The sequence below is a fragment of the Pseudarthrobacter sp. NCCP-2145 genome, assembly GCF_023708005.1.
Taxonomy (GTDB): domain Bacteria; phylum Actinomycetota; class Actinomycetes; order Actinomycetales; family Micrococcaceae; genus Arthrobacter; species Arthrobacter oxydans.
In genome coordinates this window covers 108,463-122,134 of record NZ_BRCG01000002.1, presented here as the reverse complement: position 1 = coordinate 122,134, position 13,672 = coordinate 108,463, and the positions used below count along the sequence as shown (strand labels likewise).

Below are 13,672 nucleotides of genomic sequence, written 5' to 3'. Positions count from 1 at the left end.
CCGGCACCACAGCATTCAAACAACCCAACCGAAGGAAAAGGTACTCCCCCATGTCCAGACCCCGCCTCCGCCCGGCACTCACCGGCCTGTCAGTGCTGCTCCTGGCCACTGGCCTGACCGGCTGTTTCGCGGCCGGAACCGACCAGGCAGCCGGACCCGGCACCGATTCAGGCCGGATCAAGCTGGCCATGCTCCAGCCGCCGCGGTCCGGTTTATCCCCGCTGAGCGACGACGCGTTCAAGCTGTCCCGCTGGAAAACAGCCGAAACGCTGGTGGAGCTGGACGAACTCGGCGAGGCACAGCCTGCGCTGGCCACCGAGTGGCAGCAGACCGGTCCGGCCTCCTGGAGCTTTACCTTGCGGGAGGGTGTCGGGTTCCATGACGGAACAGCGATGACCGCGGCAGAAGTGGCGGCTTCGCTGACCGCCGCGGCGCAGGCCAGCCCGAAGCCCAGGATCCTGGATGGCGTTGAGCTGACTGCCCAGGCCGGGGACGCCAACTCCGTCACCATCACCACGGCGACGCCCGACCCCCTCCTGCCCCAGCGGCTGTCCAGCCCCCAGCTGGCCATTCTCGCGGCCTCGGCGTACGGGGAAGGCGGCGTTGTCAGCCCGGTCAATGCCGGAACGGGTCCCTACCGCCTGGTTTCAGTCGACGGCACATCCTCGGCCAGGCTGGACCGGTTCGACGGATACTGGGGCCCGCAGGCGGAGGCGGAGGGCGTGGATGTCCAGTTCGTCCCGGACGGAACAGCCCGGGCTGCCGCACTCCGGACCGGCGACGCAGACATCGTCGAGGCCATCCCCGTGGGCCAGGTGGCCCAGATCGATCCGGCGCTGGTCCACGAGGTGCCCATGCCACGGACCAACACGCTGTACCTCAACACCGTCTCGGGTCCGTTCGCCGATCCCGCTGTCCGCGCCGCCGCCCGGGCCGCCGTCGACGCCGGCACCATCGTGGACAGGGTCTACGAAGGCCGGGCGGACCAAGCCTCCGGGCTGCTGGGCCCCGCCCTTCCCTGGGCCGCGGAGCAGCGGAACAGCGGGGAGTACGCGGCCGCCCTGGCCACCCGGGCGGCGGCAGCCGCCGTCGCGGGAACGCCCATCCGGCTCGGAACCTTCACCGACCGCGCCGAACTGCCTGAGGTGGCCGTCCAGCTGGAGCAGCAGCTGGAGGCTGCAGGCTTCGTGGTGGAACAGGACGTGAGGGAGTACCAGCACATCGAGGCGGACGCCCTGGCCGGTAAGTTCGATGCCTTCATCCTCTCCCGCGCCACGGTGCTGGACTCAGGTGACCCGGTGGCCTACCTCTACAGCGACTTCTCCTGCGCCGGCTCCTTCAACATCTCCCAGTTCTGCGACCCCGCGGTGGACGCCGCCCTGGCCAAGGCCGCGGGTATTCCTGCCGGACCCGAGCGAAGGGCCGCCATTTCCGCGGCCGAAAGCCTCATCCTCTCCCGCGACGCCGCCGTCCCTCTCCTCCACGAACGCGTCATCCAGGGCGAATCCACCCGCGTGGGCGGAGTGGAGCGTGACCCGCGCGAACGCGCGCTGGTGACCAGCAGGACCCGTCTTGCCGCCAGCACAGGCACTGCAGGCTGATGCCCGGCGGAACGGCTTTTGTGAAAGTCACCGTCTCACGGGTCCTCGCCCTGGTGGCCCTGGTGGTGCTGATCGGCATGATGCCGTGGCTCTCGGGCCGCGGCGCCGAGTACACGATCCTCCGGGCACGGTACTCGGACCGGGAGCCAACTCCCGAGGCGCTGGCCGCGGTCCGGGCGGAACTCGGACTGGAGCAGGGGCCACTCCCCCATTTCCTGTCCCGGATCCGCGGCGTGTTCGCCGGAGACCTGGGCACGTCCTGGATCAGCAACACGCCGGTGGCGCCCGGCATCGCGTCCGCCCTCAGTGTCTCCGTGACCCTGATGGCCTTTGCCCTTGCCGCGGCCGCCATCATCGCCCTGCTCCTCTGCACACCAGCGGTCATGGACGGGCTGCGGCAAAGGAGGAGGCCGGCGTCGGGAGCCCTGTCCGCAGCCCTCACCTCCCTGCCGGAGTTCCTGCTGGCCGCCATGCTGCTGGTGGCCGGTGCCATCTGGCTCCGGTGGTTCCCGCCCTTCGGATGGAAGGGGCCGGAGTATGCGGTGCTTCCGGCACTGTCGCTGGGCATTCCTGCAGGCGGGCTGATCGGGCTCCTGGCCTCAGACGCCATCCGTGCTGGGTTCGCCGAACAGTGGGTGGCCACCTGGCGGATGTCCGGGGCCGGGCCTGTCCGGCTGACCGCCGCGGTGCTCCGCCGAGCAATGCCGGCAGTGCTGCCGCAAATCGGGCTGGTCCTGATTGGACTGACCGGCGGTGCAGTAGCTGTGGAAAAGGTCTACGCCATCCCGGGGCTCGGCCGGGCGCTGCTCGGAGCCGCCAGCGCGCAGGACATCCCCACGCTCCAGGCGGGCATGCTGGCGCTCATGGGCCTCGCCCTGCTGGTGGGAACGCTGACGACGGCGGCGCGGTACCTGCTGATCGGGCCCGCGGTCCGCTTCGGCACGCTTCCGCTCGCGGAACCTCCGCGGCCGGGGAACCGCCGCCAGCTGGCCCTGCCTGCGGCGGCCGGCGTCACCCTGCTCCTGATTGTTGTGGCCGGGCTGCTGCGCGATCCCTTCACCTCGGACCATGCCAGGCTTGCGGCCCCCGGCTGGCCGCTTCCGTTCGGTGCCGATGCCAGTGGACGCGACCTGCTGGCCCGCGTGGGGCACGGCGCCGTGGGGACGCTAGGTATGGCGCTGGTGGTGGTGCTGGCCTGCCTGGCCGTGGGAATCGCCGTCGGGCTCTTTCCACTGGCGGCGGCCGGGCCCGTGGAGGTGGCCAACGCGGCGCCGCCCATCCTCGCCGGCCTGGTGGTGGCGGCGCTCACGGGCCCCTCGGCGCACGGCGCTGCCGTGGCGGTCGCCGCCGTCAGTTGGGCACCCCTGGCCGCACATACAGCGGCCCTGGCCCAGGAGGCGCGCGCCCAGCCCTACGTGCAGATCCTTCCGGTGCTGGGAGTGGGCAGGGCGCGGATCATGTTCCGGTACGTCCTCCCGGCGGTGGCATGGCCGCTGCTGCGCCACGCGATGCTCCGGCTGCCGGGGATTGCCCTTGCGCTGGCGGCCCTAGGTTTCCTGGGACTGGGCCCGCAGCAGCCCACGCCGGAGTGGGGACTCATCCTGGCCGAGGGCATTGGCTACGTTGAACGTGCGCCCTGGGCGGTGCTGGCACCCGCGTCCGCGCTGGTCCTGGCGTCAGTGGTGGCGGTGGGGCTGGCTGGAGCCGGACACGGGGCCAGGGTGTCCACCGGGAACACTGCAGGAGGCGTCACACTGCCCGGGACAGATCCGGTGCAGGCGCCAGAGCACGTGGGGGCGCCAGGGGCGCGGTAGGCCCCCGGGGCAGCAGAAAGCCCGCTGCCTGCGCCGTTTCCGGTGCGGGCAGCGGGCCTAATAACTGAAGTCAGCCCCTGCGGTCCAGCTGGACCGGGGGCCGAAAAGAAGCGCTGCACTGGTCCAAAGACCAGGATCCATGTACTGGGTCCACTGGTGCTGCGGCGTCACCAGGGCTGCGCCTTTACGGCAGCAGCACCTTGCGACAACTAGCCGATCCGACGGGTGTCTACCTCGTCGTCGTCTTCTTCCAAATCATCCGCGTACTTATCCACATAAGCCGAATAGTCAGGTTCGACTGGCTCATTCGCATAATGGCTCGTGGCACGACTGCCCGGACCCGTCAGCTCACGCTGAAGTGCCGAATAGTCAGTGTTCGGGGAGTAGTACTTGATATCCCGAGCCTGCTTGGTAGCTTTTGCCTTTTGACGGCCGCGCCCCATGGCGTGACCCCCTTTTGTACTTGGACCGGAGGTGGTCACCTTGGCGTAGGTGAGGCCCCGGAATGTTTGGTCAATTTGTCGTACACCTAGATTACATGCTTTCGACTGCCCCCGCTTGCCACGCGCGGCGCCCTGGGGTGGCCTGGGTTACCATCAGGGCTCCAAACCGCGGGTTTCCCGCTTTTTTCTTCGGTAGAGTCGCTAAAACATCTGTTGATATCCGGGCAGCGGGCCGGCCCGCCGCTGCGCAGAGCACCAGGAGGATGCACCACGTGAATCACCAGGACGTCCCGCCCAAGCCGGCCTCGCCACCCACGGCGGGCCTGCCGCGCGTACCTGCACCAGCAGCCGAACCTGTCCTGCACCCCCGTATGCAACCGGAGGACCCAACGGCGGCGCCTTCCGGGAGGGTCAACGGGCGGACGCTGTGGATTGCAGTCTTCGTTGTTGTGCTGCTGGCGGTCGTCGGTTCCCTGGTGTGGCTTGCCCTGTGGCTGAACTCAAACCAGGAGCCGGGCGCTTCCGGAAGTGGTGCTGAGGGGGTGCTGGAAACCAGGGTGGCGCCTCCCGCCACGGCGCTGCCACTGCCCCGCGAGGGGGTGGCGCCCGCCGACTTCGCGCTGGGCGACTGCTTCAAGGATTTCGACCCCGAGGCACTGGCGTCCACCGTGGTGGCGTGCGATACCGGGCACTCGGCCCAGCTCGTGGCGTTGTTTCGGTACCCGGAGGGTGACTCCTATCCCGGTGCCGAGGCACTGAAGGCCAAGGCGCTGGAAGCATGCCAGGCCGCCCGGCTTGGCCCGGCCGCCAACGACTACGACCTCAACTACGAGCGCAGCTTCCCGAGCACCACCAGCTGGGAATCCGGTGATCGCAGGGTGGATTGTTACGTGACAGCCCCCGGCGGAAACGTGATCAACGCAAGCGTGCTGCCCTAGCGGCCACCCCGCCAGGGCAGCACCCTGCCTGCTGTTTTCCGGACGCCCCTAGTCCTTCCGGCGGACCGAGAGTCCGCTGCTGCGGCCCTCCGCCGCCGGGAGGTCGGTCCCGGCCGCGGTGAGTTCTCCCACGTCCGCGGCCGTGTCCACCAACACCGTGTCGCCGTCGCTGATATCGCCGGCCAGGATGGCTTTCGCCAGGCGGTCGCCGATCTCGCGCTGCACCAGCCGGCGCAGGGGCCGGGCACCGTAGGCGGGATCGAACCCGGACAGGGCCAGCCAGGCCCGCGCACCTTCGGTTACCTCGAGCGTCAGGCGGCGGTCGTGGAGCCGGCGGCCCAGCTCGTCCACGTGCAGTTCCACGATGTGCGCCAGCTCTTCAACGGTGAGGGCATCGAACAGCACCACCTCATCCAGCCGGTTCAGGAACTCAGGCTTGAAGGATGCGTTGACGGTGGCCATCACGGCGTTCCGCTTGGCGTCCGGATCCAGGGTCTGGTCCACCAGGAACTGGCTGCCCAGGTTGGAGGTCAGCACCAGGATCACGTTGCGGAAGTCCACGGTGCGGCCCTGCCCGTCGGTGAGCCGGCCGTCGTCGAGCACCTGCAGGAGGATGTCGAAGACCTCGGGGTGGGCTTTCTCCACCTCGTCCAGCAACACAACTGAGTACGGGCGGCGGCGGACGGCTTCGGTGAGCTGGCCGCCTTCCTCGTAGCCCACGTACCCCGGAGGCGCACCCACCAGCCGGGCCACGGAGTGCTTCTCCCCGTACTCGGACATGTCGATGCGCACCATGGCGCGTTCGTCGTCGAACAGGAAGTCCGCCAGCGCCTTGGCCAGCTCCGTCTTTCCGACGCCCGTGGGCCCCAGGAAGAGGAACGAACCGGTAGGGCGGTTGGGGTCGCTGATGCCGGCCCGCGCGCGCCGGACGGCGTCGGACACCGCAGTGACGGCCTTCGTCTGGCCGATCAGCCGCTTGCCCAGTTCCTCCTCCATATGGAGCAGCTTCTGGCTCTCGCCCTGCAGCATGCGCCCGGCCGGGATGCCGGTCCAGGCGGAGATGACCTCGGCGATGTCGTCGGCGGTCACCTGCTCGGCAACCATCTGCGTGGATTTGTCCACGACGGCGGCCTCGGCTTCCGCGGCAGCGTTCAGCTCGCGTTCAAGGGCGGGAATCTCGCCGTAGAGGATGCGGGAGGCCGTTTCCAGGTCACCTTCGCGGGCGGCCTTCTCGTAGGCGCTGCGCAGTTCATCCAGCTTTGCCTTGAGGTCGCCCACCCGGTTGAGGCCGGCTTTTTCGGCTTCCCAGCGCGCTTTAAGGGCGTTCAGCTCCTCTTCCTTGTCCGCCTTGTCCGCCCGGAGTGCGGCCAGCCGCTCAACGGAGGCGGCGTCCTTTTCGTCCTGGAGGGCCAGCTCCTCCATGGTGAGCCGGTCCACCAGCCGCTGCAGCTGGTCAATTTCCTCGGGCGCCGAGTCGATCTCCATGCGGAGCCTTGACGCGGCCTCGTCCACCAGGTCGATCGCCTTGTCCGGCAGCTGCCGGCCCGAAATGTAGCGGTTGGAGAGCGTGGCGGCAGCCACCAGCGCGGCATCCGCGATGGTCACCTTGTGGTGCGCCTCGTAGCGCTCCTTCAGGCCGCGGAGGATGCCGATGGTGTCCTCCACGCTCGGCTCGCCCACGTACACCTGCTGGAACCTGCGCTCCAGCGCCGGGTCCTTTTCGATGTTCTCCCGGTACTCGTCCAGGGTGGTGGCACCGATCAGCCGCAGTTCGCCGCGGGCCAGCATGGGCTTGAGCATGTTGCCGGCATCCATGGATGAGTCGCCGGTGGCGCCGGCGCCCACCACGGTGTGGATCTCGTCAATGAACGTGACGATCTGGCCCTCGGAGTTCTTGATTTCCTCCAGGACGGCCTTGAGCCGCTCCTCGAACTCGCCGCGGTACTTGGCGCCCGCCACCATGGACGCCAGGTCCAGGGCGATGAGGGTCTTGCCGCGCAGGCTTTCCGGCACGTCCCCGGCGACGATGCGCTGGGCCAGGCCCTCCACCACGGCGGTCTTGCCGACGCCGGGCTCACCGATGATCACGGGGTTGTTCTTGGTGCGGCGGCTCAGGACCTGGACGATCCTGCGGATTTCGGCGTCCCGGCCGATCACGGGATCAAGCTTGCCGGAGCGGGCCATGGCGGTCAGGTCCGTGCCGAACTTTTCCAAGGACTGGAAGGTGTTCTCCGGATCCGGGCTGGTGACCTTCCCGTCGCCGCGGACACCCGGCAGGGCGGCGAGCAGCGCTTCGTGGGAGGCACCGGCGTCGCGCAGCAGGCGCGCCGCGGCGTCGTTGCCGGCCGAGAGTCCCAGGAGGAGGACCTCGGTGGAGACGAAGGTATCGCCGAGCCGGTCCGCTTCCTCCTTGGCGTTCTGGATGGCCTGCAGCGCGGGGCGGGAGAGCTGCGCCTGCTGGCTGGATCCGCCGGAGGTGGCAGGGAGCGCCTTGATGGCGCTGCTCGCCTGGACACTGACGGAGTCCGGGTCCGCACCCGTGGCGCGGAGCAGCGCCACGGCGACGCCTTCGCGCTGGTCCATGAGCGCCTTGAGCAGGTGGGCCGGCTCAACCTGGGGATTTCCGGCCGTGGAGGCGTTCATGGCCGCAGCCGAGAGAGCCTCCTGGCTCTTGGTGGTGAATTTGACGTCCAAAGAGAGCTCCTTCCGGGGGCAGTTTTTATTAACTTGAGTCTACTACGCTCAACTTTGGTTTGGTGCCGTTCCTGACAACTGTTTGCCTACAGCGAAACAGCTCTACGCGGCCGGCGACAGGGGCGACAGACCCTATTTCAGCGGGCGGGTGCTTCGCCCCGCAGCGGACAGTCCCGCTGCAGGACATCCCCGCAGCTGACAGCCCTACAGCGGGTAGACGGACACTGCTGCGGCCTTGACCACAAGGTGCACCGTCATCCCCGGGACCAGCCCGAGGTCCGCCAGGGCGGCCGGGGTGATGTCAGCCGCAAGCCCGCCGCCCCGCACGCGGATCTGGTCCCCATGAGGTTCCAGGTCCGTAATGGCCACCGCGAAGGAGTTCCGGGGGCTGCCGTGCGCGTCGGTGAGGAATACAGAAACGGCCGACGGCGGGAACACGGCCACCGCGGGACGGCCGGCGGGGACGGGGTCCTCGCTGTGGCCGGCAATATGCCCGCGGGCGGCCAGGATGCCGTCCCCGGCGGAGGTTCCCACTACAAAATTCAGTCCCGCCAGCCCGGCGGCGAACGCGCTGCGCGGCTTGTGCAGGACCTCCCGGGTGGGGCCTTCCTCCGCAATCCGGCCGTTCTCCAGGATGACCACCCTGTCGGCGAGCATCAAGGCGTCCAGGACGTCATGCGTGATGATGATGGCCGGCTGGTCCGCGAGGACGCGCTTGAGCAGGCGCCGGAGCAGCGGGGCGGAATGGATGTCCAGGGCCGCCATCGGTTCGTCGAGGAGGAGGAGTCCTGGATCCGCGGCGAGAGCCCGGGCCACCGCCACTCGCTGCGCCTGCCCGCCGGACAGTTCGGCAGGACGGCGGGCCGCAAGGTCCCCGGCTTCAACATCGTCCAGCCACCGCGCCGCCTGCTGCATTGCCTGGCGCCTCGGAGTCCCCGCGCTCCGGGGCCCGAATGCCACGTTGTCAGCCGCGGTGAGGTGCGGAAAGAGCAGCGGCTCCTGGGCCAGCAGCGCCGTCCCGCGGTGGTGGGGGGCGGTCCACCGCCTCTGCCCTTCCCCCAGATGGAACAGGGTCCGGCCGTTCAGCTCGGCCCGCCCCCCGTCCGGCCGCACAAGCCCGGCGATGACCGAGAGCAGGGTGGACTTGCCGGCGCCGTTGGGACCCATCACGGCCACAGTTTCCGTGGGGCCCAGCGACAGGGCAACGTCGAAACCGCGCTCCGCCACGGCTGCCTGGAACGAGAACGTCACGTGAGGGCACCGCCTGCCCCGGGAGCCGTCGTCGGCCGTTCCCCCGAAGCCTGCTTCCCGGCTTTCCCATCCGGGCCCCTGCCGCCAGGGCGCCGGTAGGCGAGGGCCACCACCGCGACGGCCACGGCCACCAGCACCAGGGAAAGCGCGACGGCGGCGTCCGGGTCGGTTTCGCGCTGCAGGTAGATTTCGAGCGGCAGCGTCCGGGTTACCCCCTGCAGGCTGCCGGCGAACGTAAGCGTGGCGCCGAACTCCCCGAGGCTCCGGGCGAAGGAAAGGACCGCCCCGGACGCCAGTCCCGGCAAGGCCAGCGGGAGCGTGACGCGCCGGAAGACGGTTCCAGGTGTCGCCCCCAGCGTCGCGGCCACAGCCTCGTACCTCTGGCCGCCGGTCCGGAGGGCACCTTCGAGGCTCACCACCAGGAACGGCAGGGCCACAAACGTCTGGGCCAGCACCACGGCGGTGGTGGAAAATGCGATCTGCAGCCCCAGCACCTCGATCGCCCCGCCCAGGAGCCCCTGCCGGCCAAACGTGTACAGGAGGGCGATGCCGCCAACCACCGGCGGCAGCACCAGGGGCAGCAGCACCAGCGAGCGCAGGAGCCCCAGCAGCGGAAACCTGCCCCGGGCCAGGACCACCGCAAGCGGCACCCCAAGCACGATGCAGAGGGCGGTGCTGGCCGCAGCCGTGCGCAGGCTCAGTCCCAGCGCCGCCAGGGCCGGCGCGGACGTGACCAGCGGGATGAAGTTGGCCCAGTTGACCCGCGCTACCATCGCAACGAGCGGAAGGACCACCACCAGGGCGGCGAGGACTGCGAGCCCATACAGCCAGCGGGGAACGCCGGTGTACGCCTGGCGGCCCGCGTGCCCGCCGGTCACCTGGCGCCCGCCCCGTGGATGCGCATCATGCCGGAACCGGTCCAAAGCCGGCCGCCGCCAGGACCTCCTGGCCTTCGGGGCCAGCCAGAAGGTCCAGGAACCTGCCGGCCGCGGCTTTATTGCGGCTGCCGGCCAGCACGGCGGCAGGGTACGGGTTCACTGCGGCGGCCGCCTCCGGGAAGGGGATGCCCTCCACCCGGGCGCCGGCTGACCGGACGTCCGTGACGTACACGAGCCCTGCGTCCGCTTGACCGGAGATGACTTTGCCCAGGACGTCCGTCACGGAGTTTTCCTCGCTGACCGGGCTGAGCACGGTACCGGTACTGTCCGCCACCCTGGCGGCAGCCGCCCCGCAGGGCACTTGCGGGGCACAGGCCACGAGTTTGATACCGGTTTTGGCCAGGTCCGCGAAGGAGCGGATGCCTGCCGGGTTTCCTGGCGGGACTGCGATGGCCAGGGTGTTGGAGGCAAAGTTTCGCGGTCTGCCGTCCACCAGGCCGGCCTCCTGCACCTTGGCCATGGTGCCGGAGTCCGCGGACGCGAACACGTCCGCGGGCGCTCCCTGGCTGAGCTGGGTGGCAAGGTCAGCTGATCCCGCGAAGCTGAGGGTGACGGTGGTGCCGGGGTTTTCCGCTTCGAAGCGTTCGGCGAGTTCGGTGAAGCTGCTTTTGAGGGAGGCTGCGGCGAACACGGTCAGTGTGCTGCTGCCACTGCCGGCGTCCGCGTCACCCTTGCCGGTGCACGCGGCCAGCATGGCGGTCATCAGAACCGCCAGCAGCAGCGCCGTCAGTTTTTGTTTCCCCGTCACAGCGCCTTGCCCCGGGGCGTTTCGATGATGACCGTGGTGGCTTTGACCACTGCGGTGGCCACGGAGCCGGGTTCCAGCCCCAGCTCCCGCACGGCCTCACTGCTCATCAGCGACACCACACGGAACGGCCCGCACTGCAGTTCCACCTGCGCCATGACCTTGTCCGCGGTGATGTTGGTGACCAGGCCCACGAACCGGTTGCGGGCCGAGCTCCCCGTGCGGTGGGGATCGTCCGGAAGCTGGGCGAGCTTCTGCGCATGCAGGGCCAGCTCCAGCCCGTCGACTGCCAGCCGGCCGGCGTCGTCTTTCACCGGGGTGAGGCTCCCGTTCTCCGTCCAGCGCCGGACGGTATCGTCACTGACGCCGAGGAACCGGGCTGCCTCGGCCACACGGATAATGTTCATGCCGTCAGTCTAATCCGCAGATACGGATGAAAGCGCCCCCTGCTGCCGCATTTCCGGCGCGGCTTGGGCGGCGGACGCCACTCCGGTGGGCGCCCGGAGTCTGCCTGGTTCCGGCCCGGCGTGCGCTCCTGCCCGGTTGCCTGCCCGGACACGCCGGAGCTGCCGGCGGGCCGGGGCGGAAACCGGCCGCCGCCACCACGTAACCGGGCGGGAGCGCACCCCCTCCGCGGGTTCGGGCCCAATTAGACTTCCCCCATGGCCATCTTCATCGACCCGCCGCTGTGGCCTGCGCACGGAACCCACTTCTCCCACCTCGTTTCGGATGAGTCACTGGAGGAGCTGCACTTGTTCGCAGCCGCGGCGGGCATCCCCGAGCGGGCGTTCGACGGCGACCATTACGACGTCCCGGAGCGCCGCTTCGATGACCTGGTGGCTGCCGGTGCCGTTCCGGTCGAAGCCCGGATCCTGGTCCGCACGCTGATCGCCAGCGGACTCCGCATTCCCGCCCGCCGGCGCAACAAGTCGTTGAAGGTTCCGCTGCTGAACCGCTGGAACGCCGTGATGCCCGGCCACGACGCCCTCTTCCTGGACCTCCTGGACCGGTGGAGCGAGCCGCACCGCCGGTACCACGGCTGCACCCACCTGCTGTCCGTCCTCGAGTCCCTCGACCTGCTCACCGATCCCGCCGACCCGCCGCGCACGGTACTGCTGGCGGCCTGGTTCCACGACGCCGTCTACCGCGGGGTGGCCGGCCAGGACGAGGAGGAGTCCGCCCGCCTCGCCGAAGACCGCCTGCAGGCGGCAGGCCTTCCGGAGGCTGAGGTGTGCGAGGTGGGACGGCTGGTCCGGCTGACCTCGGACCACCGCCCGGACCAAGGGGACGACGACGGCGCCCTCCTCTGCGACGCCGACCTCTCCATCCTTGGCGGGGAACCTGGGGAGTACGCGCGGTACATTGCGGCCGTCCGCCAGGATTACGCGCATATTGGCGACGCTGACTTCGCCGCCGGGCGCACCGCCGTCGTGCGCCGCCTGCTGGAACTGGACCCGCTGTTCCACAGCGGCAGGGCACGGGAGCTGTGGCTGGACGCCGCGCACCGCAACTTGAAAGGCGAACTGGCGTGAACGCATCCACCTCCAATCCCCGCCACACCATGACGGCAAGCGCGGCGCACCGGCAGCTGCCCTCCGCAGTCCGGATGGAGTGGGGGCTCGACGGCGCCAGGACAGTAGCGTCCGGCGCGGACCTTGCCGTGGTGGTGGACGTCCTGTCCTTCAGCACCTGCGTCAGCATCGCCCTGGACCGCGGAGCGGAAGTTTTCCCCTTTCCGTGGAAGGACACCGGCGCTGAGGACTTCGCCGCACGCCACGGCGCGCACCTGGCAGGTCCCCGCGACGGAGGCGGACTCAGCCTCTCCCCCGCAAGCTTCCGGGCCGCGGCATCCCTGGACCGGGTGGTCCTGCCGTCGCCCAACGGCTCCGCGCTCTGCCACGAACTGGCCCGCGAAGTCCCCTTAGTGGCCGCCGTGAGCCTCCGCAACGCTGCCGCCACCGCCGAGTGGGTGGCCGCCAACCTCCCCGCGGATGCCGTCATCGCAGTGATTGCCGCCGGCGAGCGCTGGCCCGGCGGGGGACTCCGGCCAGCCGTGGAGGACCAGATCGGCGCGGGCGCGTTCATTGCCGGCCTGGTGGCCGCGGGCAAGGGCGGGTACGAGCCGGAGGACGGCCGGCACGGCTACTCGCCGGAGGCTGTAGCGGCCATGGCCGCCTTTGAAGCCGCCGAGCCGCGCCTCCGCGAGATGCTCCACGGCTGTTCCAGCGGCCGCGAGCTGGCCGGCGGCGGCTACGGGGCCGACGTCGATATCGCCGCCGAACTGGACGACAGCGACGCCGTGGCCCTCCTGGTCAACGGGGTGTTCAGTCCGCGCTGACGATGCCGTCCGCCGGGACCGGTGGTGCGGGGCTTCTCCGGCTGAACCTTTACGGCTGCCGCGCCCGGGTGCAACACTGCTCGGATGACTGTGCGCATCCAGGCCCTCTGCATCGATTCCACCAACCCGCAGGTACCTGCCGGCTTCTGGGAACGGGCCCTGGGCTGGCGTCGGACCTACGAGGCAGACGATGAAATCGTGCTCGAACCACCGGCGGGCAGCCCGGAGGACGGCGTGGTCCCGGACCTGCTGTTCCTTAGGGTGCCCGAGCGCAAGGAGGCCAAAAACCGGCTGCACCTGGACCTCCGGCCCGAGGACCGGGACGCGGAAGTGGCACGGCTGGAAGGCCTGGGCGCCATGCGCGTGGACGTGGGCCAGGGCCCGGACGTTACCTGGGTGGTGATGGCTGATCCGGACGGCAACGAGTTCTGCGTGCTGCGCGCCCTGCGGCCGGACGAGGCTGCCGGCTGAGCTGGCTGCCCGACGCGGGTCCGTCTACCGGTAGGTGGAGACGAACGGCTGGCTGGTGGGCACGATCTGCTTGCCCAGCGGCATCAGGGACACCGGGATGAGCTTCAGGTTGGCGATGGCCAGCGGGATGCCGATGATGGTGACCGCCATGGCGAAAGCGGTGACCACGTGCCCGATAGCGATCCAGACACCTGCCACCAGGAGCCAGATCACGTTGCCCAGCAGCGGGAAGACGCCGGTGCCGCCGGGCTTGTCCACCACGGTCCGGCCGAAGGGCCAGAGGGTATAGGCGGCAATCCGGAACGAGGCGATGCCCCACGGGATGGTGATGACCAGCAGGCAGCAGATGACACCGGCCGCGAAATATCCGAGCGCGAGCCAGAACCCGCCAAAAACCAGCCAGATGATGTTGAGCAGTGTCTTCATTCATCCATTGTCC

The 13,672-nt window shown here is 69.6% G+C and carries 13 protein-coding genes; 6 read left to right on the top strand and 7 right to left on the bottom strand.

All coding sequences use genetic code 11. From position 1 onward, the window contains the following. Positions 1–50: 50 nt before the first annotated feature. Together NFU08_RS02065 and NFU08_RS02060 are read left to right on the top strand one after the other, a co-directional pair. Entirely contained in the window at positions 51–1,601 is a 1,551-nt protein-coding gene (locus NFU08_RS02065; protein WP_251420339.1) for an ABC transporter substrate-binding protein, read from the top strand. A 20-nt stretch (positions 1,602–1,621) separates the two neighbouring features. Beyond that, positions 1,622–3,415 (top strand): ABC transporter permease subunit, encoded by a 1,794-nt coding sequence (locus NFU08_RS02060; RefSeq protein WP_251420338.1) that lies wholly within the window; start codon positions 1,622–1,624, stop codon positions 3,413–3,415. 209 nt (positions 3,416–3,624) lie between these two features. Here NFU08_RS02060 and NFU08_RS02055 read toward each other — a convergent pair whose 3' ends face one another. Further along, a complete protein-coding gene (locus NFU08_RS02055) occupies positions 3,625–3,858 on the bottom strand; it encodes a DUF3073 domain-containing protein (RefSeq protein WP_050053419.1) in 234 nt (77 codons plus the stop codon). A 272-nt stretch (positions 3,859–4,130) separates the two neighbouring features. Between NFU08_RS02055 and NFU08_RS02050 the strand changes: the two genes are divergently transcribed. Next, positions 4,131–4,796 (top strand): septum formation family protein, encoded by a 666-nt coding sequence (locus NFU08_RS02050; RefSeq protein WP_397424979.1) that lies wholly within the window; start codon positions 4,131–4,133, stop codon positions 4,794–4,796. Positions 4,797–4,844: 48 nt separating this feature from the next. Here NFU08_RS02050 and clpB read toward each other — a convergent pair whose 3' ends face one another. The 5 genes from clpB to NFU08_RS02025 all read right to left on the bottom strand — a co-directional run bounded on the left by clpB (position 4,845) and on the right by NFU08_RS02025 (position 10,831). After that, positions 4,845–7,490 (bottom strand): ATP-dependent chaperone ClpB, encoded by a 2,646-nt coding sequence (gene clpB, locus NFU08_RS02045; RefSeq protein WP_251420334.1) that lies wholly within the window; start codon positions 7,488–7,490, stop codon positions 4,845–4,847. Positions 7,491–7,694: 204 nt separating this feature from the next. After that, positions 7,695–8,741: a sulfate/molybdate ABC transporter ATP-binding protein gene (locus NFU08_RS02040; protein WP_251420331.1), complete on the bottom strand. Its 1,047-nt coding sequence runs from the start codon at positions 8,739–8,741 to the stop codon at positions 7,695–7,697. Next, positions 8,738–9,619, bottom strand: coding sequence for an ABC transporter permease (locus NFU08_RS02035; protein WP_251420328.1), 882 nt, complete (start codon positions 9,617–9,619; stop codon positions 8,738–8,740). Before NFU08_RS02035 ends, NFU08_RS02040 begins: the two co-directional genes overlap by 4 nt. A gap of 25 nt (positions 9,620–9,644) precedes the next feature. After that, a complete protein-coding gene (modA, locus tag NFU08_RS02030) occupies positions 9,645–10,382 on the bottom strand; it encodes a molybdate ABC transporter substrate-binding protein (RefSeq protein ID WP_251420635.1) in 738 nt (245 codons plus the stop codon). A gap of 41 nt (positions 10,383–10,423) precedes the next feature. Continuing rightward, entirely contained in the window at positions 10,424–10,831 is a 408-nt protein-coding gene (locus NFU08_RS02025) for a molybdopterin-binding protein (protein WP_174175169.1), read from the bottom strand. Between the two features lie 255 nt (positions 10,832–11,086). Between NFU08_RS02025 and NFU08_RS02020 the strand changes: the two genes are divergently transcribed. The 3 genes from NFU08_RS02020 (at position 11,087) to NFU08_RS02010 (ending at position 13,233) form a co-directional block, all read left to right on the top strand. Next, entirely contained in the window at positions 11,087–11,956 is an 870-nt protein-coding gene (locus NFU08_RS02020) for a DUF4031 domain-containing protein (RefSeq protein ID WP_251420325.1), read from the top strand. After that, the gene (locus tag NFU08_RS02015) at positions 11,953–12,762 is read left to right on the top strand and encodes a 2-phosphosulfolactate phosphatase (protein WP_251420322.1); all 810 of its coding nucleotides are present in this window, start codon (positions 11,953–11,955) and stop codon (positions 12,760–12,762) included. The genes NFU08_RS02020 and NFU08_RS02015 overlap by 4 nt, the downstream gene beginning before the upstream one ends. A gap of 84 nt (positions 12,763–12,846) precedes the next feature. Further along, positions 12,847–13,233: a VOC family protein gene (locus tag NFU08_RS02010; protein ID WP_174175175.1), complete on the top strand. Its 387-nt coding sequence runs from the start codon at positions 12,847–12,849 to the stop codon at positions 13,231–13,233. A 24-nt stretch (positions 13,234–13,257) separates the two neighbouring features. Here the strand turns inward: NFU08_RS02010 and NFU08_RS02005 are convergent, their stop codons facing one another. Beyond that, a complete protein-coding gene (locus NFU08_RS02005) occupies positions 13,258–13,659 on the bottom strand; it encodes a YccF domain-containing protein (protein WP_104186460.1) in 402 nt (133 codons plus the stop codon). Positions 13,660–13,672 lie beyond the last annotated feature (13 nt).

Bases quoted from the DNA above. Each gene is read 5' to 3' on its own strand.
- NFU08_RS02065 (WP_251420339.1), top strand. From the start codon at position 51: ATGTCCAGACCCCGCCTCCGCCCGGCACTCACCGGCCTGTCAGTGCTG.
- NFU08_RS02055 (WP_050053419.1), bottom strand. From the start codon at position 3,858: ATGGGGCGCGGCCGTCAAAAGGCAAAAGCTACCAAGCAGGCTCGGGAT.
- modA (WP_251420635.1), bottom strand. From the start codon at position 10,382: ATGACCGCCATGCTGGCCGCGTGCACCGGCAAGGGTGACGCGGACGCC.
- NFU08_RS02025 (WP_174175169.1), bottom strand. From the start codon at position 10,831: ATGAACATTATCCGTGTGGCCGAGGCAGCCCGGTTCCTCGGCGTCAGT.
- NFU08_RS02020 (WP_251420325.1), top strand. From the start codon at position 11,087: ATGGCCATCTTCATCGACCCGCCGCTGTGGCCTGCGCACGGAACCCAC.
- NFU08_RS02010 (WP_174175175.1), top strand. From the start codon at position 12,847: ATGACTGTGCGCATCCAGGCCCTCTGCATCGATTCCACCAACCCGCAG.
- NFU08_RS02005 (WP_104186460.1), bottom strand. From the start codon at position 13,659: ATGAAGACACTGCTCAACATCATCTGGCTGGTTTTTGGCGGGTTCTGG.